17 protein-coding genes are annotated in these 19,369 nt (G+C 71.8%); 8 read left to right on the top strand and 9 right to left on the bottom strand.

Annotation, left to right across the window (positions count from 1 at the left end):
* Nucleotides 1-314 precede the first annotated feature (314 nt).
* Both pdxH and QMK30_RS31555 read left to right on the top strand, forming a co-directional pair.
* A complete protein-coding gene (gene pdxH, locus QMK30_RS31560) occupies nt 315-938 on the top strand; it encodes a pyridoxamine 5'-phosphate oxidase (RefSeq protein WP_283521786.1) in 624 nt (207 codons plus the stop codon).
* Nucleotides 939-1,299: 361 nt separating this feature from the next.
* On the top strand, nt 1,300-2,685 hold the full coding sequence (locus QMK30_RS31555) for a PAS domain-containing protein (RefSeq protein ID WP_283521754.1): 1,386 nt from the start codon (nt 1,300-1,302) through the stop codon (nt 2,683-2,685).
* A 375-nt stretch (nt 2,686-3,060) separates the two neighbouring features.
* Here the strand turns inward: QMK30_RS31555 and QMK30_RS31550 are convergent, their stop codons facing one another.
* Genes QMK30_RS31550 through QMK30_RS31535 form a run of 4 tightly spaced genes read right to left on the bottom strand, consistent with a single transcriptional unit; the run spans nt 3,061 to nt 6,594 of the window.
* Nucleotides 3,061-4,260 carry an ABC transporter permease gene (locus QMK30_RS31550; protein WP_283521753.1) on the bottom strand — a complete coding sequence of 400 codons (1,200 nt, stop codon included), beginning with the start codon at nt 4,258-4,260 and terminating at the stop codon, nt 3,061-3,063.
* The gene (locus QMK30_RS31545; protein ID WP_283521752.1) at nt 4,260-5,024 is read right to left on the bottom strand and encodes an ABC transporter ATP-binding protein; all 765 of its coding nucleotides are present in this window, start codon (nt 5,022-5,024) and stop codon (nt 4,260-4,262) included. The genes QMK30_RS31550 and QMK30_RS31545 overlap by 1 nt, the downstream gene beginning before the upstream one ends.
* Nucleotides 5,021-6,079 (bottom strand): peptidoglycan-binding protein, encoded by a 1,059-nt coding sequence (locus QMK30_RS31540; protein ID WP_283521751.1) that lies wholly within the window; start codon nt 6,077-6,079, stop codon nt 5,021-5,023. The genes QMK30_RS31545 and QMK30_RS31540 overlap by 4 nt, the downstream gene beginning before the upstream one ends.
* Nucleotides 6,076-6,594, bottom strand: a complete 519-nt coding sequence (locus QMK30_RS31535) for a hypothetical protein (protein ID WP_283521750.1) — start codon at nt 6,592-6,594, stop codon at nt 6,076-6,078. The genes QMK30_RS31540 and QMK30_RS31535 overlap by 4 nt, the downstream gene beginning before the upstream one ends.
* Nucleotides 6,595-6,738: 144 nt before the next feature.
* On the opposite strand from QMK30_RS31535, the gene QMK30_RS31530 reads away from it, so the two are divergent.
* Together QMK30_RS31530 and QMK30_RS31525 are read left to right on the top strand one after the other, a co-directional pair.
* Entirely contained in the window at nt 6,739-7,404 is a 666-nt protein-coding gene (locus QMK30_RS31530; RefSeq protein ID WP_283521749.1) for a response regulator transcription factor, read from the top strand.
* 113 nt (nt 7,405-7,517) lie between these two features.
* A complete protein-coding gene (locus QMK30_RS31525; RefSeq protein WP_283521748.1) occupies nt 7,518-8,705 on the top strand; it encodes an ATP-binding protein in 1,188 nt (395 codons plus the stop codon).
* A 53-nt stretch (nt 8,706-8,758) separates the two neighbouring features.
* Here the strand turns inward: QMK30_RS31525 and QMK30_RS31520 are convergent, their stop codons facing one another.
* A complete protein-coding gene (locus QMK30_RS31520) occupies nt 8,759-9,514 on the bottom strand; it encodes an SIS domain-containing protein (RefSeq protein ID WP_283521746.1) in 756 nt (251 codons plus the stop codon).
* Between the two features lie 199 nt (nt 9,515-9,713).
* Here QMK30_RS31520 and QMK30_RS31515 point away from each other — a divergent pair, with 199 nt between their 5' ends.
* Complete coding sequence (locus QMK30_RS31515; protein ID WP_283521745.1) at nt 9,714-10,406, top strand: iron-dependent transcriptional repressor DtxR; 693 nt, start codon at nt 9,714-9,716, stop codon at nt 10,404-10,406.
* Between the two features lie 669 nt (nt 10,407-11,075).
* Nucleotides 11,076-11,951 carry an alpha/beta fold hydrolase gene (locus tag QMK30_RS31510; RefSeq protein ID WP_283521744.1) on the top strand — a complete coding sequence of 292 codons (876 nt, stop codon included), beginning with the start codon at nt 11,076-11,078 and terminating at the stop codon, nt 11,949-11,951.
* A 294-nt stretch (nt 11,952-12,245) separates the two neighbouring features.
* Here QMK30_RS31510 and QMK30_RS31505 read toward each other — a convergent pair whose 3' ends face one another.
* The 3 genes from QMK30_RS31505 to QMK30_RS31495 are packed head-to-tail and all read right to left on the bottom strand — an operon-like array spanning nt 12,246 to nt 15,432.
* A complete protein-coding gene (locus QMK30_RS31505) occupies nt 12,246-13,877 on the bottom strand; it encodes a transporter (protein WP_283521743.1) in 1,632 nt (543 codons plus the stop codon).
* Entirely contained in the window at nt 13,874-14,695 is an 822-nt protein-coding gene (locus QMK30_RS31500; protein ID WP_283521742.1) for an ABC transporter ATP-binding protein, read from the bottom strand. The genes QMK30_RS31505 and QMK30_RS31500 overlap by 4 nt, the downstream gene beginning before the upstream one ends.
* 41 nt (nt 14,696-14,736) lie before the next feature.
* Nucleotides 14,737-15,432 (bottom strand): bifunctional DNA primase/polymerase, encoded by a 696-nt coding sequence (locus QMK30_RS31495; protein ID WP_283521741.1) that lies wholly within the window; start codon nt 15,430-15,432, stop codon nt 14,737-14,739.
* A gap of 273 nt (nt 15,433-15,705) precedes the next feature.
* Here QMK30_RS31495 and QMK30_RS31490 point away from each other — a divergent pair, with 273 nt between their 5' ends.
* Nucleotides 15,706-17,097 carry an NsdA family TPR-like regulatory protein gene (locus QMK30_RS31490; RefSeq protein WP_283521740.1) on the top strand — a complete coding sequence of 464 codons (1,392 nt, stop codon included), beginning with the start codon at nt 15,706-15,708 and terminating at the stop codon, nt 17,095-17,097.
* Nucleotides 17,098-17,276: 179 nt separating this feature from the next.
* Here QMK30_RS31490 and QMK30_RS38570 read toward each other — a convergent pair whose 3' ends face one another.
* Nucleotides 17,277-17,894 (bottom strand): hypothetical protein, encoded by a 618-nt coding sequence (locus QMK30_RS38570; protein ID WP_349362132.1) that lies wholly within the window; start codon nt 17,892-17,894, stop codon nt 17,277-17,279.
* On the opposite strand from QMK30_RS38570, the gene QMK30_RS31485 reads away from it, so the two are divergent.
* Nucleotides 17,877-19,184 carry a hypothetical protein gene (locus QMK30_RS31485; protein WP_349362131.1) on the top strand — a complete coding sequence of 436 codons (1,308 nt, stop codon included), beginning with the start codon at nt 17,877-17,879 and terminating at the stop codon, nt 19,182-19,184. The genes QMK30_RS38570 and QMK30_RS31485 overlap by 18 nt on opposite strands.
* Nucleotides 19,185-19,369: the final 185 nt, after the last annotated feature.

The following is a 19,369-nucleotide window of genomic DNA, read 5'->3' as shown; positions in this document are numbered from 1 at the left end:
CAGGTTCCGCGGCCTTCTGCGCAGGCATGTGTTCATACGTGCACGACTCGCTGTCCGTGTCGGTCACTCCGGTGATGCCCCGCGCAGCCGGTGCTCACCCAACCGCGCAGGAAGCAGGCACGATATCCCCTGCTGTACGGAGGCCACAGTGCCCAGGGAGAAGATTTTGGCGGGTTCCGCCGATGTGGGGAAGCGTGACGTCCGGCACACTGCCCCATCTGCGGCCGGGAGGATTGACGACACCGCGTGCCGGGCAAACTGCGTCCCTGCGGCAGGATGACACTGTGCCGAACCGAGATATCGACCCCGCCGCCATGCGCGCGCAGTACCGCACCGAAGCCCTCACGGAGGCGGACCTCGCCGCAGGACCGATGGAACAGTTCGCCCGCTGGTTCCGGCAGGTCGCGAACAGCGGCCTGCACGAGCCGAACGCCATGGTCGTCTCCACGGCCACCCCCGAAGGCCGCCCGTCCTCGCGCACCGTGCTGCTCAAGCGGTACGACGAGAAGGGCTTCGTCTTCTTCACGAACTACGCCTCCCGCAAGGGCCTGGAGATCGAGGCCAACCAGTACGTGGCCCTGCTCTTCCCCTGGCACCAGCTGGCCCGCCAGATCACCATCACCGGCACGGCGGCCCGTATCGGCCGTGACGAGACGGCGGCCTATTTCCGGACCCGCCCGCACGGTTCACAGCTGGGCGCCTGGGCGAGCGCCCAGTCGTCGGTGATCGCCTCACGCGAGGAACTGCTGCGCAGGTACGAGGAACTGGCCGCCCGCTACCCGGAGAGCGAGAGCGTCCCGGTGCCGCCGGAGTGGGGCGGATTCAGGGTCGCGCCCGAGACGGTGGAGTTCTGGCAGGGCCACGAGAACCGCCTGCACGACCGGCTGCGGTACGTCGCCGACGAGGGCGCGTGGCGCGTCGACCGCCTCTGCCCGTAGGTCCGCGGTGGCGGGAACGCAGAAACCCGCGGGCTCTGGTTCCTCCGGAGAGGAGCCGGCCGGACGTACCGGCGAGCCCGCGGGTCGGTGACTGCTCGGGATTGGGCCGGCGACGCCGGCACCGCACATCACGCGACGACGGGCGTCAGCCCGCAGTCACCTCACGCGTCCGGTTTCCATACATCGGCCGAACCACCTCCCTTCGTGTGTGCTCAACACGATAGGAACCCCTCCGGCACCTCTCAACTCATTTATCGAAGCCCGACCGGGCCACCTATTTCCGCGAACACGCTGTGTGCTGGGTCACGTTGGAGTTGAATGATCCTCAGTGCAGCAAGGCGACGCCTGCAGGGGGTGCCAGGTGAGTGCTTCCCGGATCAGTAGGACCACCGATGAGCTGGGACCGGACGAGCCGCCGGGGCCGGGCTCCGACGAGCTTCTGGCCGCGCTTCTCGACGGCATGGACGCGGCGCTCTGCGCCTTCGACGCGGACGGGGTGATCACCCACTGGAACCGCGAGGCCGAGCGCATCCTCGGCTGGACGGCCGAAGAGGCCGTGGGGCGGTCCGGGTTCGCGGGCTGGGCCGTACGGACGGCGGACGCGGACGACGTGCAGGGCCGGCTGATGTCGGTGATGCACGCGCCTGGCCGCCAGGTGCACGAGTTCGCGCTGGTGCGCAAGGACGGCGGGCGGGTGCTCGTACGGACCCAGTCGGCCGGGGTGCGGAGCGCCGAGGGCAAGCCGGCCGGGGTGTACTGCGCGTTCAGCGAGGTTCACGCGCAGATCGATCTGGAGCGGGCCATCGCGCTGAGCGAGGCCCTCTTCGAGGACGCGGCCTGGGGCGTCGTCCTGGTGGACGTCGACCTGCGCCCCACCGTCGTCAACTCCCATGCGGCGCGCGCACTCGGCGCGGGGCGCCCGACGCTGCTCGGGCGCCCCCTGGGAGAGCTGATCGTCCAGGGCGTGGAGGAGTTGGAAGGCGCCCTCCAGCACGTACTGGCGGAGGGCGCGCCGCCCGCGCCGGCCGAGCTGTGGGTGACGCTGCGCACGCCGGAGCAGGGCGGCAAGGGCGAGCGCAGGCGGTGCTGGCGCAGCGGCTTCCTGCGGCTCGCGTCGCCGCTCGCGGAGGAGCCGGTGCCGCTGGGGGTCGGCTGGCTGTTCCAGGACATCACCGAGGCGAAGCTGGCCGAGCAGGACGCCTCCCAGCTGCGTTTCCGCGGCAATCAGTTGCACCGCGCCGGGCGCACCGCCGCAGAGTGCGAGGACCCCATGGAGGCGGCGATGTCGTACGTCGACTTCGCCCTCGCCGGGTTCGCCGACCATGCGCTGATCGATCTGACGGTGGGCGACCACCCGGCCCGTCTGGTCCGGGCGGCGGCGACGCCTTCCGGCTCGCCGGGGCCCTGCCTGGCGGTGGCCGATGCGGCGGAGATCCCGGTCTGCTACGCGCAGGGCCACCCCGCGCTCCAGTGCCTCGACCGGCGCGGCTCGGTCCGGGCGAGCGCGAGCGCGTCGGGGATGCCGACGTCCCAGGAGTGGGCGGCGCACCGCCAGTGGCCGCAGGACACCGTGCACGCCCTGTGCACGGTGCTGCGCAGCCGGGGCCGGACGCTGGGTGTGGCCACGTTCCTGCGGGGCCCGAGCCGCAGAGCGTTCGAGCGGCCTGACGCGGTGTACGCGGAGAACATCGCGGTACGGGTGGCATCGGCGATCGACCTGGCCCGGGCTCTGCGGGGCCGGGGATAGGCGGCCTCGCGCCCATCTCCCACCCCGCCCCTTCCCGCTGTGACATTTTGCGGCTGCCGCCGTGTGGCGGGGCGAGCCCCGGACCCCGGGACGCCCTTCGGGCGTGTCCTCAATCGCCGGTCGGGCTCCTTTTTCTGCGGCTGCGCTTGCAGCGAGCAGCCGATCTTCAACCCTGCGGCACCTATTCAGCCCGTTCGGCGATTGAGGACCGGGGTCTGGGGCAAAGCCCCAGTTACGGGAAGGGGCGGGTAGGGGAACAGCGCCGCAGGCAACCCGGAGCCGCCCCGTACCCGCACCCCGGCCCATGCCACCCGTACCCGGTGCCGCCCCGTATCCGCACCCGCACCGGCCGACGCGCCCCCACCCACTCCCCCCTCACGCCGCGTGCAACGCCAACGTCGGCGACAGCCGCGCGGCCCGCACCGCCGGGTAGAGCCCCGCCACCGTCCCGATCACCAGCGTCGCCCCGAAGCCGCCGACGACCGCCCAGGCCGGCACCACCCACGGCAGCCCGCCCGACGTCGCGTAGATCCAGGTCGCGATCGCCCCCATGGCGACCCCGGCCAGCCCGCCGAGCCCCGAGAGCATCAGGGACTCCGTGACGAACTGGATGCGGATCTGACCCCGCGTCGCGCCCAGGGACCGCCTGAGCCCGATCTCGTAACGCCGCTCAAGGACCGAGATGATCATGGTGTTGGCGACCCCGACCCCGCCCACCAGGAGCGCGATCCCGCCGAGACCAAGCAGCAGGCTGCTGAACGCACCCTCTGAAGCGGCCTTCGCCTGAAGCGCCGACGACGGGTCGGTGACCTGCACGTTCTGCGGGTTCTGCGGATCGACGGTCGGTGCGATCAGCTGGCGCACCGCACCCACGGACGCTTCCGTCGAGCGCTCGTACAACGACGTCGGATGGCCGTCGAAGCCGAGCAGCTTCTGCGCCGCCTCCCAGCCGACCAGCGCCGAACGTTCGATCTCGGGCGACAGCGGCAGGGGAGCGAGGATGCCGACGACGGTGAAGTACCGGTCGCCGATGTAGACCTGCTGGCCCGGCGAGGTGATGCCGAGCCGCTCCGCGGAGACATGGCCGAGTACGACCGAGGGGTAGCGGCCGTTGGCCTGGTTGAGCCAGGTGCCCCTGGCGGCCTTGCCGCGCAGCACTTTGAGCAGTTCCTCCGTGCTCGCCTTGACGGCGATACCGCCCGTCTCGTCGTCGGAGATCTTCTCGCTGCGCCGCACCGCCTCTTTGACGTCCCCGGTCGCGGCGGCCTCCTCGACCCCTTCGATGCGTCCCAGCATGCCGAGTGAGCCCTTGGGCAGCTTGACGTCCTCGCCCGAGAACATCCCCTTGCCCGGGGTCGCCACCAGCATGCTCGTGCCCAGCTTGTCGAGGCGCTCCATCAGCTGGGCCTTGCTGGACGCGGAGATGCCGACCACCGAGATCATGGTGGCGATCCCGATGGCGATGCCCAGCGCGGAGAGGATGACCCGCATGGGCCGGCTGCGCAGCCCCGCGGAGCCGACGTGCAGGACGTCGCCGGGGCCGAGCCTGGCGGCCTTCAGTCGTGTACGGGCCATCAGATGCCGTTCCTCATGTCCATGTCCGCGACGACCAGGGTGTCGTTCAGGGCGTCGTTCGGCGGATCGCCGCGGCTGTCGTCGCGGCTGCCGTTGGTCAGGTCCGCGACCACCAGGCCGTCACGGAGCCGGACCTGCCGGGGCAGCCGCTCGGCGATCTCCGTGTCGTGGGTGATGACGGCGATCGTCGCCCCTTCCCTGTTGAGGGCGTGGAGCAGCTCCATCACGGCCTCCCCGGAAGCGGAGTCGAGTGCCCCGGTCGGCTCGTCGGCGAGCAGCAGATCCGGTTCGCCGACGACGGCCCGGGCGATGGCGACCCGCTGTTTCTGCCCGCCGGACAGCTCGTGCGGCCGGTGGCCCATCCGGTCCGCGAGTCCCACCCGTTCCAGCGCGTCCCCCGCCCGCCGGCGCCGCTGGGCGCGGGAGAGCCCGGAGTAGAGCAGCCCCTCGGCCACGTTGTCCCGGGCGCTGATGCCCGGCACCAGGTGGAACGCCTGGAAGACGAAGCCGACGTGCTGGGCGCGCAGCGCGGACAGTCGGCGGTCGGTGAGCGAGGCGACGTCGTACCCGGCGATGGCGACCGTCCCCGCCGTCGGCCGGTCCAGGGTGCCGATGATGTGCAGCAGGGTGGACTTGCCGGAGCCGGACGGGCCGACGATGCCGAGCAGTTCGCCCTCCTCGACGGTGAGGTCCACGCCGCGCAGGGCGGCGACACCGCCGGGGTACTCCTTGGTGACCCCGGCCAGCTCGACGACGGTGCTCATATCTTCGGCACCCCGACCTTCATGCCCGCGCGCAGCCCGCCGCCGCTGACCTCGACGCGGCCCTGCCCGAACATGCCGAGCTCGACCCTCACCTCACGCGACGTGCCGTTCTCGACGACCTCGACGCCGAAGCCGCCCTGGGGCAGGGCGAGCAGGGAGTTGACGGGCACGGACAGGACGCCCTGGCGGGTCTCCCCGGTGAGAGAGACCGTGACGGGGGCCTGGTCGACGGCGTTGACCTTGTCCGGCTTGTCGAAGGAGACCGTCACCCCGATCTTGGGGGTCTGGTCGTCCGGGCTGTCGCCCGCCTTGGCGGTCTTGGAGACCGAGGAGATGCTGCCCTCGGCGCTGGAGCCGTCCGGCAGCCCCACGCTGACCTTGTCCCCGACCTTGGCGATCTTGCTTTCGGAGACCTCCAGCTGGAAGGTCACGACCCGCTCGGAGCCGGTGGTCGTGAAGACGGGCCTGCCGGGTGCGATCTGGTCGCCGACCGCGGAGTCCGCGCTCTTGATGCGGACCGCGCCGGACGCGAAGGTGATCTGCTCCGGGCCCACCGTGCCGGTCTGCTTGAGGTCGTGCGCCTTCTGCCAGCGCTTGACGGCCTTCGCGGTCAGTGACGTGTACTCGTCGTCGACGGTGAAGCCCGTGTACCCCAGGGCCGCGAGGTTCTGTTCCAGCTGCTCGACGTCCCGGCCCTCGTCGCCGGTCTTCAGGTTCCGGTACATCGGCCCCGAGCCGTACATCAGGCGGACCGGCTTGCCGTTGACCTCGTACAGCCTGCCGTCGCGCCGCACCTCGGAGCCCGTGCCCGTGGCCCAGGTCAGGGTGCCCACCGCGCCCGCGTTGAGCTTGCGCTCCTTGGCATAGCCGAGTTTCCCGTCGACCTGGGTGCTGTCGCTGAGGTCGCCGCGTTCGATGGGGGCGGTGGCGGGCGGCAGGGCGGAGTCCTGGGTGGACTCCTCCTTGTCGGGGGTGGTCAGGGCGGTGACGGCGACTCCGCCGCCCGCCACGGCGATCACCACCAGGGCGGCGACGACGATCCTGCGCGCCTTCATCGCTTGATGCTTTCGCAGGCCTTGTTGGCCTTCTCGAACTTCTTCAGCTCCGGGCCCTGCGGCATCTTCCGCGCCTGTGCCAACCCGCCCTTCTCGAAGTCCGGGTCGGGCATGTTGAACCCGTTCTTGCGCATGCACTGGGCGTGCTTGAGCACCTTGTCCTTGTCCGCCTGGGTCATGCCGGCGCCCGCCGAACCGGGCCCGCCCTTTCCGGCGCAGGCCTTCATGGCCTTCTCCATCTTTTCCTTGCTCATGCCGTCGCCGCTGATGGCCATGCCGCGATCGTCCTCGCCCGGCTTGGGGTCGGGCACGTCGATGCCGTTGTCCCGCAGGCACTTGCGGTGCTTGGCGGCGTCGTCGCTGACCTTGCCCGCGTTGTTGCCGGTGTCCTTCGATGTGTCGCCGTCCTTGTCGCTCCCGCCGTCGGAACCGCAGGCCGAGGCGAACAGGGCGAGTGCGGCGAATCCCGAAGCGAGTGCCGCCGAGCGTGAACGGGTCTTGGTCCTGGTCCTCATGGTGTATCTCCTCCTGGAGGGCATCGCGGAAGGCGAAGAGGCCGTATTCGGGCCGCGGAGGGAGCGTGCCAAGGACCGGCATTTCGTTTCCCTCAGCGCAGTCGCTTACATCGGCGAAAGGTGCACTTCGGGTACACAGAGCACATGCGTGTGCTGGTGGTGGAGGACGAGGAATTCCTGGCCGAGATGATCGCCGAGGGCTTGCGCCGCGACGCGATCGCCGTGGACGTGGCGCCCGACGGCCTGACGGCCCTGCGCAAACTCCAGCTGGGCGAGTACGACGTCATGGTCCTGGACCGGGATCTGCCGGGCGTGCACGGCGACGACGTGTGCCGCAAGGTCGTCACGCAGCGGCTGCTGACCCGCATCCTGATGCTGACGGCCGCCGGGACGGTACGGGACCGCGTCGACGGCCTCGGCCTGGGCGCCGACGACTACCTGACCAAGCCGTTCGCGTACGACGAGCTGCTCGCCCGCGTCCTGGCTCTCGGCCGCCGGGCCCGCCCCGCGCTGCCCCCGGTGCTCGAACGCGCCGGGCTGGTCCTGGACACCGCCCGCAGGCAGGTCAGCAGGGATGGCCGCTACCTCGCGCTGTCGCGCAAGGAGTTCGCCGTGCTGGAGGCCCTGCTGCGCGCCGAAGGGGCGGTGGTCAGCGGCGACGACCTGATCGAGCAGGTCTGGGAGGAGGACACCAGCTATCGCACCAACGCGGTCCGGGTCACCCTCAGCAAACTGCGCGCCAAGCTGGGCGAGCCCCCAGTGATCGACACGGTCCCGGGCTCGGGCTACCGCGTCGGGGGCGAATCATGACGGGCGTACGGGACATCCACGGACGCGTGAGGGCGCGGTACGGCGGCCGGCCGGGCCGGTGGCTGCCGGAAAGGCGGCCGGTCACCCCGTGGCCCGCGGGCTGGCGGTGGGGCATGACCAGTGAGCGCGGGCGGCTCACGGCGCTGTACGGCGGTCTGCTCGTGCTGGCCGGTGTCCTGCTGATCAGCCTGATCTACCTCCTGGTCAGGGACGCCCTGTACTCCAGCATCAGCTCGGCGATCACCACGGTCGCGCCGACCTCGGGCCTCACCGGCGTCCAGGAGTGGCAGACCTCAGCCCCCGCACAGCCGGTGGTCCCCGGCTACGCACTGGCCGGCGTCGCGGAGCCGGGGGCGGAGTACGCGGCGACGCGGCGGCTCAGCACCGCGGCCGAGGACGCCGCCCTGGACAGCCTGCTCGCGGTCTCCGGCGTGGCACTCGCCCTCTTCTCGACCGCCTCCATGGCGCTGGCCTGGTGGATGGCGGGCCGGGTGCTGCGCCCGGTCGGTGTGATCACGGCGCGGGCCCGTCGCCTGTCGGGCGAGAACCTGCACGAGCGGCTTGCGCTGAAGGCACCGCCGGGTGAGCTCAAGGAACTCGCCGACACCTTCGACGGGATGCTCGACCGGATCGAGCAGCTCGTCTCGGCCCAGCAGCGGTTCGCCGCCAACGCCGCCCACGAGCTGCGTACCTCGCTCGCCGTGCAGCGGGCCGCCGCCGAGATCGGCCTGGCCGACGAGCCGTCCCCGCAGAAGGTCTCCCGGATCCGGGAGAAGCTGATCGAGACGGCGGGGGAGAGCGAGCAGCTGATTGAGGGTCTGCTGCTGCTCGCGGTCTGCGACCAGGGGATCCAGCGCCGCGAACCGGCCGCGCTGGACACGACCGTCACCACGGTGGCCGCCGCGCTCCAGGAGGAGGCGGAGCGCCGGGACGTCACCGTGGAGACCGCGGTCAAGCCACTGACGGTCCAGGGCGACACGGTCCTGCTCGATCACCTCGTACACAATCTGGTCGCCAACGCGATCCGCCACAACCACCCCGGCGGCACCGTCCGGGTCCGCGTCGGGGCGAACACCCTTCAGGTCACCAACACCGGCCCGGTGGTCGCGCCCAAGTCGGTGCCGCGGCTGTTCGAACCGTTCCGGCGGGCGAAGGAGCGCCGTCACGCACCCGGCGAGGGCGTGGGCCTCGGCCTGTCCATCGTGGCGTCGATCGCCCGCGCCCACGGCGCCACGGCCGCGGCGACTGCCAATACCGGGGGCGGCCTGACGGTACGGGTGACTTTTCGGCGGAGCCCGTGACGGGCTCCGCGCGGCTTCGGGTGTCCGTGCCGGACGTGTTCGTGCCGGACGTGTCAGTGCCGGAAGAAGATCCGGTCGCCATACTCCGTCATGATCCGGCCGTTCCAGTCGTGGCCGCCGTCGACATTGCCCGAGCGCAGCAGCGGCGGCTCGATACCGCGCGCCGCCAGGTTGCCCGCGGCCGTGGCCATCACGGCCTGCATCAGCGCGCTGGTGACCACCGTCGACGCGGGCGCGAAGGGCGCTTCGATGCCCTCGGCGGTGAGCTCCGCGTCACCCACCGCGATCTTGCTGTCGAGAACGATGTCGCAGTGGTCCTTGAGATGCGTGCCCGACTTGTGCCGCGACTTCGTCTCCTCGGCATAGGCCACCGAGGTCACCCCGATGACCGTCAGGCCCAGCGCGCGGGCGTTCATCGCCATCTCCACGGGCAGCGCGTTGCGCCCGGACAACGAGATCACGACGATCACATCGCCCGAGGTGGCGGGGGAGGAGTCGAGCACCGCACCCGCCAGACCGTCGACGCGCTCCAGTGCGGAGCCCAGGGTGGCGGGCATCACGTCGATGCCGACGACGCCGGGCACGGCGAGCAGATTCATCAGGGCGAGGCCGCCGGCCCGGTAGACGACGTCCTGGGCGGCGAGCGAGGAGTGGCCGGCGCCGAACGCGAAGAGCCGGCCGCCCGCGGCCACGGCATCCGCGATGGCGGTGCCGGCCGCCGTGATGTTGTCCGCCTCCTCGTCGCGCACCCGGTGCAGCAGCCCGATCGCGGCGTCGAAGAACTGACCGGCCAGTTTGCTTTCGCTCATCGCGTCCGAGCCCCTTTCAGCGGTACGTCGTACCTACGTCGTGCGGTGTGCGCCACCGGCGGAACCGATGGTGGCGCGGATCACGTTGCGGTCTGGACCAGTGCCCTGTCAATACGGCTTCCTCCGGCCGGGACACGGTTGTCGGCGCTATCCGGCAGAATTGGGTCAGGGCCAGCGCACGAGCAATCGAGGGGCACGTATGTCCGGACTGATCGACACAACGGAGATGTATCTCCGCACCATCCTCGAGCTCGAGGAAGAAGGCGTGGTCCCCATGCGCGCCCGTATCGCCGAGCGCCTGGACCAGAGCGGTCCCACGGTCAGCCAGACCGTGGCCCGCATGGAGCGGGACGGCCTGGTGACGGTCGCAGGCGACCGGCACCTGGAATTCACCGACGAGGGCCGCAAGCTCGCCACCCGGGTGATGCGAAAGCACCGGCTGGCGGAATGTCTGCTCGTCGATGTGATCGGCCTGGAGTGGGAGCAGGTCCACGCGGAGGCATGCCGCTGGGAGCATGTGATGAGCGAGGCGGTGGAGAGGCGCGTTCTGGAGCTGCTGCGCCACCCGACGGAGTCTCCGTACGGGAATCCGATCCCGGGTCTGGAGGAGCTGGGCGAGAAGGCCGAAGCCGATCCGTTCCTGGACGAGAGCATGGTCAGCCTGGCCGATCTGGCGCCGGGCCCGGAGGGCAAGACCGTGGTCGTGCGGCGGATCGGCGAGCCGATCCAGACGGACGCCCAGCTGATGTACACGCTGCGGCGGGCGGGCGTGCAGCCCGGCTCCGTGGTGAGTGTGACGGAATCGCCCGGCGGGGTGCTTGTCGGCAGCAGCGGCGAGGCCGCCGAGCTCAATGCGGACGTGGCCTCGCACGTCTTTGTCGCCAAGCGCTGACGGCGCGCGCCCCGCAGGCAACGTCGTCCGGTTGTAAGGTAGTTGGCGCCTTCCGGGGATCACCCGGAATCCCAGCGACCGGACGGATCGCGTGCGAGGCTGTGACAGAGGCACAGGACGTGAGGGCCCCCGGACGGAACTGCCCGTCCGGTCGGGGAGGGGGGCAGGGGATGCGCCCGTCGCGCAGGCGCCGAGCCGGTGCCGTTGGGGTGCGTACGGCTGATGCCGTCCGCGCGCTTCGTGCTGCCCGTACGCCGTGTGTGATCCGTACGGACTGTGGGGTCCGGGCCGATGGCTCTGTCCGTCCCGCACGGTCCGTACGCCGCACGCGGTGCGGGTGTTCCTTTCGGCGCGGGTGCTCCGTGCGGCGCGTGCCGGCCCCCTCTCGCACAGAGGGCTCCGGCGCCCTGAGGCGCCGGAGCCTGTCCTCCCCTGTGCTGACCCGGAGCCCCGAGCTCCCAGGGTCAATCCCCTCGGACCGTCTTCCCCGATCGGCCCGCCTCCCGCAGAAGATCTCCCCTCGGCAGCGAGCGCCAATCCTCGAGCGCTGTCACACGAACGAGGGGTGTTATGCGCGAGAACCCTGTTTTCGAATACAAGTTCGATAGTCTGCGTGACTTGACCACTCATGGATGGACCACCCGGGGGATGAAGGGGGTGCCAGGACAAATGGTGCGACGCATCGACGTGACCGGAGCCGACGGGGTACGCCTCGCGGCCTGGGAGTTCGCCGACCCGCCCAAGGTGGGCGGGGAGGCCGAGCGGACCACCGGGGTATTGCTGCTCCACGGACTGATGGGCCGCGCCTCGCACTGGGCGGGCACCGCGCGCTGGCTGTCCGAGCGGCATCGGGCCGTCGCGCTCGACCAGCGCGGCCACGGCCGCAGCGACAAGCCGCCCGAAGGGCCGTACACCCGGGACGCCTATGTCGCGGACGCCGAGGCCGCGGTCGAGCAGCTGGACCTCGGTCCCGTCACGCTCATCGGACACTCCATGGGCGCCCTGACCGCCTGGCAGCTCGCCGCCAAGCGCCCGGATCTCGTCCGGGCAGTGATCATCTGCGACATGCGGGCCTCCGCGCTCGGCGCGGCCTCGCAGCGCGAGTGGGACGACTGGTTCCGGTCCTGGCCGGTGCCCTTCGCGACCTTGGCGGACGTCCGCAAGTGGTTCGGTGAGGACGACCCCTGGGTGGAGCGGCCGAGCCCGGCGCGCGGTGAGTTCTTCGCCGAGGTGATGGCCGAGCGCGCGGACGGCTGGCGCCCGGTCTTCTCGCGCCGCCAGATGCTCACGGCCCGCGAGGCCTGGGTCCACGACGCGCACTGGGAGGAGCTGGCGCTGGTCCAGTGCCCCACGCTGGTGGTCCGCGGCCTGGACGGCGAGCTGGGCCGCGCGGAGGCCCAGGAAATGGTCCGGGTGCTGCCGCGCGGGCAGTACGCGGAGGTGGTGGACGCGGGCCATCTGGTCCACTACGACCAGCCGGAGGGCTGGCGCGGCGCGATAGAGCCGTTCCTGGAGGAGACAGCGGACGAGCCCGTCGCGTCCTGAGACGGTGGATGAGCCTTTGCCGTCCTTGAGACAGCGGACGAGCCCGTCCTGTCCCGATCCGGCGGACGAGCTTGTGCCGTCTGGAGCGCGGGGGGCGAGCCTGTGCCGTCCGGAGTCGCTGGGCGGACCTGAGCGGACCGGAGTCCGGAGAGCGCCTGTGTTGCCCTGAGCCACGCCCGGCCGCCGCGCGGGTCACGCGGCCGACCGTGCCCGCCACCTGCCCGCCGCGGCCCCGGCCCCGTACGGTCCGCTGAGCCGACCACGCTCCCCGTCCCCGTCCCCGCGCAAAGGCGGTCAGCCCTTGCTGACCGCCGCCAGTATCTCCGGCAGCCGCGCCGCCGTCTGGGGGGCCGCGACGCGGACTCCCGCCCAGGAGATCAGTGCGCCGTACGCCGCGCCCAGCGGCAGCACGATCCATGACCAGCTCTGCTCGCCAACCACATGCAGCCAGATCGTCAGCGTGAGCAGGGGCGCGCACAGCAGGGCCGCCGCGATCATGCCGCCGAGGATGGAGATCCACGCGAGGCCCGCCTGCCCGGGGGCGACGTTCTTGTGGGCGCTGTCCTGCGGGATCGAGTACGGGAAACGCGCCGAGGCCACCGCACCCGTCGCCAGCATCGCGCCCAGCAGTCCGAAGGACAGCCCCAGCGCCTCGGGCAGGGCCGCCCAGTTGTCCACCAGGGCCGCGGTGATCACGGTGACCAGCACGCTGTACGGCAGCGTGATGACCAGCAGGGCCAAGGCCCGCGCGCGCAGTTCGGCGTACGCGTCGCGTGTCGTGGAGATCGTCATCGCGACCATCCAGAAGGCCGAGGTGTCCTGGCCGAACTGGTTGTACATCTGGATGCCGAGCATCCCGGCCGCGAAGCACGCGAAGTAGATCGTGCCGGAGCCCTGGACCGCGTTGAAAACCGGCACGATCAGGCCGATGGCCAGCGAAGTCACCCACGCCGCCTTGGTCTTCGGATCCCGCCACACGTACCGCAGGCTGCGCAGGATCACCGTGCCCGTACGCCCCTCGGGGAGGAACCGTCGGCCGAGCCCGCCCGAGGACTCCTCGCGGGTCGGCTCCGAGGCCGCCAGCGTCGAGCCGTCCGGGGACGTCATCAGCTTCACCAGGCTGCGCTCCCAGGACCACAGCAGGGCCACCAGGGCCGCCACGGCGAGCAACAGCTGGGCCGTGCCCCGGACGTACGCCCCGTCGCTCACCGCGTCCACCGCGCCGATCGCCGACGCGGGCGGCAGCCAGCTCAGCACGTCCGCGACCGGGTCGAGCCTGCCGAGGCCGCCCGCGCTGCTGAGCCGCTGCGCGCCGAAGTTCACCACCTGGATGCCGACCGCGATCACCAGGCCGCTCAGCACGGCCAAATCGCGGCCCTTGCGGCTGGTCAGCAGCCGGACATTGGCGCCGGCCACCGCACGCGCCAGCGCCACGCACAGCAGCAGGGTCAGCGCCACGGCGAAGACCCCGACGACGGCTGCCGCGGCCCCGTGCGCCACCGCGATCACCGAGCCGAGCGCCAGGCAGAACGTGAACAGTGGCCCGATTCCCACGAGCGAAGCCGTCAGCAGCGCCCGGACCAGCGCCCGGGGCCGCAGCGGCAGCATCACCAGACGGGTCGGGTCGAGCGTCTCGTCGCCGCTGGGAAAGAACAGCGGCATCACGGCCCAGCCGAGCCCCAGCACGGCGGTCAGCAGCACCACGACCGTCGCCGCGTGATCACTGCCGCGCAGGGCGATCAGCCCGATCAGCTGGAGCGCCGCGAAGAGCAGCGCGATCACCCCGGATGCGATGTACGCGGCCTTGCGCTTGGCGGACTGCCGCAGCCCGTTGCGCAGCAGGGCGAGCTTGAGCCGTACGAAGACGGAAGTGATCCCCGGGACCGGGACCGGGACGGCGGCAGCGGTCGGCGCGTCCGCGGTCATCGGGCGCCGCCGCCCAGCCAGTCCAGGTTCTGCCCGGCGGCGCGTTCGTTCGCGCCGACCAGTTCGAGGAAGGCGCTCTGCAGGGTGGGCGCGCCGCCCCGCACCTCCGCCGGCGTGCCCTGCGCGCGGACGCGGCCCGCGGCCATCACCGCGACCCAGTCGCACAGCGACTCGACGAGCTCCATCACATGGCTGGAGAAGACGACGGTCGCGCCCGAGCCCGTATAGCGCTCAAGGACACCGCGGATCGTCTGCGCCGAGACCGGGTCGACGCCCTCGAACGGCTCGTCCAGGAAAAGGATTTCGGGGTTGTGGAGCAGCGCCGCCGCCAGGCCGATCTTCTTGCGCATGCCGGTCGAGTAGTCGACCACCAGCTTGTGCTGCGCGCCCGCCAGGTCCAGGACGTCGAGGAGCTGCGTGGCCCGTTTGTCGACCTCGTCGCCCGGCATCCCGCGCAGCCGCCCGGTGTAGGCCAGCAGCTCACGCCCCGACAGCCGCTCGAAGAGCCGCAGCCCTTCGGGCAGTACACCGATCCGCGCCTTGACCGCGACCGGGTCCCGCCACACGTCGTGGCCCCCGACCAGGACGGTCCCCTGGTCGGGGCGGAGCAGGCCGGTCACCATCGACAGCGTGGTGGTCTTGCCCGCGCCGTTCGGCCCGACCAGGCCGATGAACTGGCCGGCCGGCAGCTCCAGGTCGATGCCCGCGACGGCGACCTGCTCGCCGAAGCGCTTCCACAGGCCCTCTACACGTACGGCGGCGGGCGGCGCACCGTGCGCTCCGCCCGCCTCTTCTGTCCCCACAGCCTGGTCCGGCATGTCGCACAGCCTCTCGGTGTCCCCGTCCTACGGGGGACACCCTACGGTCGGCGTGCGCGCTCCGCGGCTGCCTCGCGCCCGCAGGCGTAAGCCAGTGGACTGATCAGCTCCTCCGCGTCCGGCAGCCACCGGTTGGCAGGCGTGGGGCGGCGCGCCCACTGCACCGCGCCCATGCCGCCGAGCCGGGTCGGCGGCGCCGCGACGTAGTCGCCCTCGCCCCGCGCGACCAGGTCGATCGAGGTCGGTGCCCAGCCCAGCTTCCGCACCAGATCAGGCACCTTGGCGCCCGCTCCGGGCAGCACGAAGAACAGCATCCGGCGGTCGGGTGTGCAGGTGACCGGGCCGAGTGTCAGCTCCATGCGCTCCATCCTGGCAAGCGCCAGGAACCCGGCGGACTCGGGCACGTCGAGGGCGTCGAAGGTGCGCCCGGTGGGCAGCAGGATCGACGCCCTGGGCTGTTTCGACCACAGGCGGCGCGCCACCGTGACGCTGCCTGTCGCCTGCTCGGCCCAGTCGGGGCGGGCGTGGTGCGCGCCCGGCAAGGCGCAGGCGGCACCACACGAACAGCGTTCCACCCCCTCGTGCGCCTCCAACCAGGTGCCGGGGAACACGTCCCAGTGCCGTTCTTCCGCGTAACGCACGGCGCTGTCGAGCAGTTGATCGCCGCGCTGCTTGGGGATCTGGGCGGCGTCCGTGACTCCGATGGTCTCTTCCACGAACAGCTCAACTCCCGGCATCACCTGGAGTTACGGGCGGGCCCCGACCGGCGAAGGAGCATCGATCCTGCACGCGGGGCGCATGGAGGCATGGGCGGGGGCGCGCAGGAGGCCGGGGGCCGGTGCGCGGGTAGCAAGAGAGGGGAGCCCGGGAATGCCGGGCATAATGCCGTCAATCCCACTGTTTTCCCGCATATTCCGCATTCTCTGTATATCTGCCGGGCATTGATCAGCAGTGATCGGTGGTCGACCCGCTGATCACATCACTGATCACTGCGCCACCAGGGGGTAGTCATGGCAGCCAGGCCTCTCGTCGCCCGCCAGCCGAACGAACGGTTGCAGGCGCTCATTCAGGAAGCCGGGTGCTCCAACGCGGGACTGGCCCGGCGCGTCAATATGTGCGGCGCCGAACACGGGCTCGACCTGCGGTACGACAAGACATCGGTGGCCCGCTGGCTGCGCGGTCAGCAGCCACGCGGCAGGGCGCCCGGCACCATCGCGGAAGCGATCGGGCGCAAACTCGGCCGCACGGTGACGATCGACGAGATCGGCATGGCCAACGGCAAGAATCTGGCCTCCGGGATCGGTCTCCAGTTCTCGCCGACCGTGCTGGGCGCGATCGAGCAGGTCTGCGAGCTGTGGCGCAGCGACGTGGGCCGCCGCGACTTCCTGTCGGGCTCCACGGTCGCCGCTTCGGCGCTGGTCGAGCCGAGCCGCGACTGGCTGATCACGGGCGCGGACACCCAGGTGGCCAGGACCGCGGGCGGCGGGCGGGTCGGCGCGTCCGACGTGGAGGCGGTACGGGCGACCACCAGCGCCCTCGTCGAGCTGGACCACCGCTTCGGCAGCGGGCACGTACGGCCGATCGTCGTGCACTACCTCAACAGCGTGGTGTCCGGGCTGCTGTCCGGCTCGTACCGCGAATCCGTCGGGCGGTCGCTGTTCGCCGCGGTGGCGCGGCTCACCGAGCTCGCCGGGTACATGGCCGTCGACACCGGCCAGCCCGGGCTCGCCCAGCGCTACTACATCCAGGCGCTGCGGCTCGCCCAGGCGGCGGGAGACCGCGGTTACGGCGGGTACGTCCTGGCCGCGTCCATGAGTCATCTGGCGGCGCAGCTCGGCACTCCGCGGGAGATCGCGCAGCTGGCGCGGGCCGCCCAGGAGGGCGCGCGGGGACGGGTCACCCCCCGGGCGGAGTCCATGTTCTGGGCGGCGGAGGCGCGCGGGCACGCGCTGCTCGGCGACGCGCGGTCCTGCAACATGGTGGCGGGCAAGGCGCTCGGCGCGATGGAGCGGGCGCAGGACGAGGGCGACACGGGCGACGACCCGGTGTGGATCAAGCACTTCGACCACGCCTATCTGGCCGACGAGTTGGCGCACTGCCACCGTGACCTCGGCCAGGCCGAGGCGGCGGGGCGGCGGGCCCAGGAGGCGCTCGACGGCCACCCGGACTCGCGGGCGCGGCGCCGGGCGATCGGACTGGTCCTGCTGGCCACCGCGCAGGTCCAGCAGCGCGAGGTCGAGCAGGCCTGCCACACGGGCACGCGCGCGGTGGAGCTGCTCGGCACACTGCGGTCGAACCGGGGCGCGGAGTACCTGGAGGACTTCCAGCTGCGGCTCGATCCGTTCCGCGACGAGCCCTCGGTGCGGGAATTCGGCGCCCGGATGGAGATTCAGGCGGCGTAGCGGGCACCTGACGTGCGGGTGGGCCGGAGCAGCGCCCTGGGGGCGCGGGGTGCTGCCGGCCGCTCGCGTGGATGTGTGAGGAGAGTGGGTACGTGACAGTGGCGTGTTGTCACCCGGTAGCGTGAACCGACGGTGCCGTAGGTCCACACGTCAAACCCCACGCACATCCATCTGCACGTTCACACGTAGGAGTCCCGGTGACACAGAGCGGACAGGGTGACGAGTCGCGGCTTCCCGCTGCGCAGCCGCCCGCGCACGAAGGTGTCGTGCTGCCCGCCGATGGCAGCGGGCCCTGGATCCCCGGGGCCGCGGTCTCCGGCGAGCAGGCCACTCCGACGGGTGGACAGCCGTGGGGACAGCCCTGGGGCCCCCAGTCCGAGCCGGCGCAGCAGCAGCCCCCGCAGGGGCAGACGCCGCAGCAGCCGGGCCGGCAGGTGCCGCGCCCGCAGCCAGGCCAGATGGAGCCGCTCCAGCAGGTGTCGCAGGCTCCGCCGATTCCGCAGATCCCACAGGGGCAGTACGGGCAGTACGGGCAGTACGGGCAGCACGGGTCGCAGGGCCAACTGCCGCCCGCGCAGCAGCAGATGCCGCAGCAGGGGCAGGGGCAGCCGGGCGGGCACCTGCCGGACCATCAGATGTACCCGCAGCAGGGCCAGGTGCGGCCCGGCGGGCAGATGCCGCAGCAGCCGCAGCCGGGCGGGTCGGGGCAGCTTCCGCAGATGCAGCCGTATCCGGGGCAGTTGCCGCCGCAGCAGGGCCAACAGCAGCACCCCGGGCAGATGCCGGAGCCGCAGCACCCCGGGCAGGCCTGGGGGCAGCAGTACCCGCCGACGCCGGAGCAGCAGTACCCGCCCATACAGGAGCAGCAGCCCCCGGCGTACCCCCCGGCGTACTCCCAGGGCCAGGCCCAACCGCAGCCGTACGCGCAGCCGTTGCAGACGGAGAACGCCGGAGCGGGCGGCGATGCCGACGCCACGCAGTACATTGCGGCGTACGTCCCTCCGGTCGCCCCCGTCGGGCCCGGCGCGCTGCCGCCCGAAAACCCCGCGGACTCCAACCAGTTCCTGGGCCACAGGCAGGACATGCCCGCCGCCTCCGCGCCGGTGTCGGGCGCCGACGCGGAGTCCACGCAGTACCTGCCGCCCGTGCCCGCAGGGCAGGGCCCGCCCACTCCGACGCCCGGCGGGCCGTACGGCATCAGGCCCGGCGCGCCCGAGGACCGGCAGCCGCCCGCCGAGTTCGACAGCCTCTTCCGGGCCGATGCCGCGCCCGAAGCGCCGGACTCCACGCAGCAGATGCCGCGCTTCGACGCGCAGCAGCAGGCCGGGCAGCCGCAGCCCGGACACCAGGCGGCCGGTCAGCCGCAGTTCGCGCAGCCGCCGCAGGGGAGGGCCGCGCGCCGTAACGCCGCCGCGCACGGCGCCCCGCCCGCCTACTCGGAGCCCGCCGCGCCGCGCCGGCGCTCCTCGCCCGTGCCGCTGATCGCCGCCGTCGTCGTCGGCTGCGCGGTCGTCGGCCTCGGCGCGGGGTGGCTGATGAGCGGGGGCGACGAGGAGAAGTCCAAGGACGATCAGCCCGTCGTCGCGGCGAGCACCCCCGGGGACGCCAACTCGCCGAATCCTGCCGAGGATCCGGCCAAGCCGCAGGCCGAGTCACTCGACGCGCTGCTCGCCGACAGCAACAACAGCCGCGACTCCGTGATCAGCGCGGTCGCCGCGATCGGGACGTGCGAGAACCTGCCGAAGGCGGCGAGCGATCTGCGCGACGCGGCGAAGCAGCGCACTGGGCTGGTGACCCGCCTCCAGGGTCTGACCATCGACAAGCTGCCGGACCACGCGCAGTTGTCGGCCTCCCTCACCACCGCGTGGAAGGCGTCGGCCGCGGCCGACAACCACTACGCGGCCTGGGCCAACCAGGTCGGGGGCAAGAAAGGCTGCCCGAAGGGCCACGCGCGCTCGACCCCGCAGCAGCAGGCGGGCAACCGGGAGAGCGGCAACGCGTCCAAGGCGAAGAAGGAAGCGGTCGGGATGTGGAACTCGATCGCTGAGAAGCACGGGTTGACGAAGCGGGATGCGACGCAGCTTTAGGCGGGGGCGGGTGGTGGGAGCCGGGGTGCGGGCCGGAGTGCGGGTACGGGTTGCCTGCGGCGGGCTGTTCCCCACCCCGCCCCTTCCCTGCTGTGACACTTTGCGGCTGCCACCGCGTGAGGGCTCCGCCCCAGACCCCGGTCCTCAAGCGCCGGACGGGCTGGAGATGCGCGGCATCCGGGAAA

The organism is Streptomyces sp. H27-C3 (assembly GCF_030063415.1).
In the GTDB taxonomy this organism is placed as follows: domain Bacteria; phylum Actinomycetota; class Actinomycetes; order Streptomycetales; family Streptomycetaceae; genus Streptomyces.
This window is presented reverse-complemented; position numbering and strand designations above follow the sequence as displayed.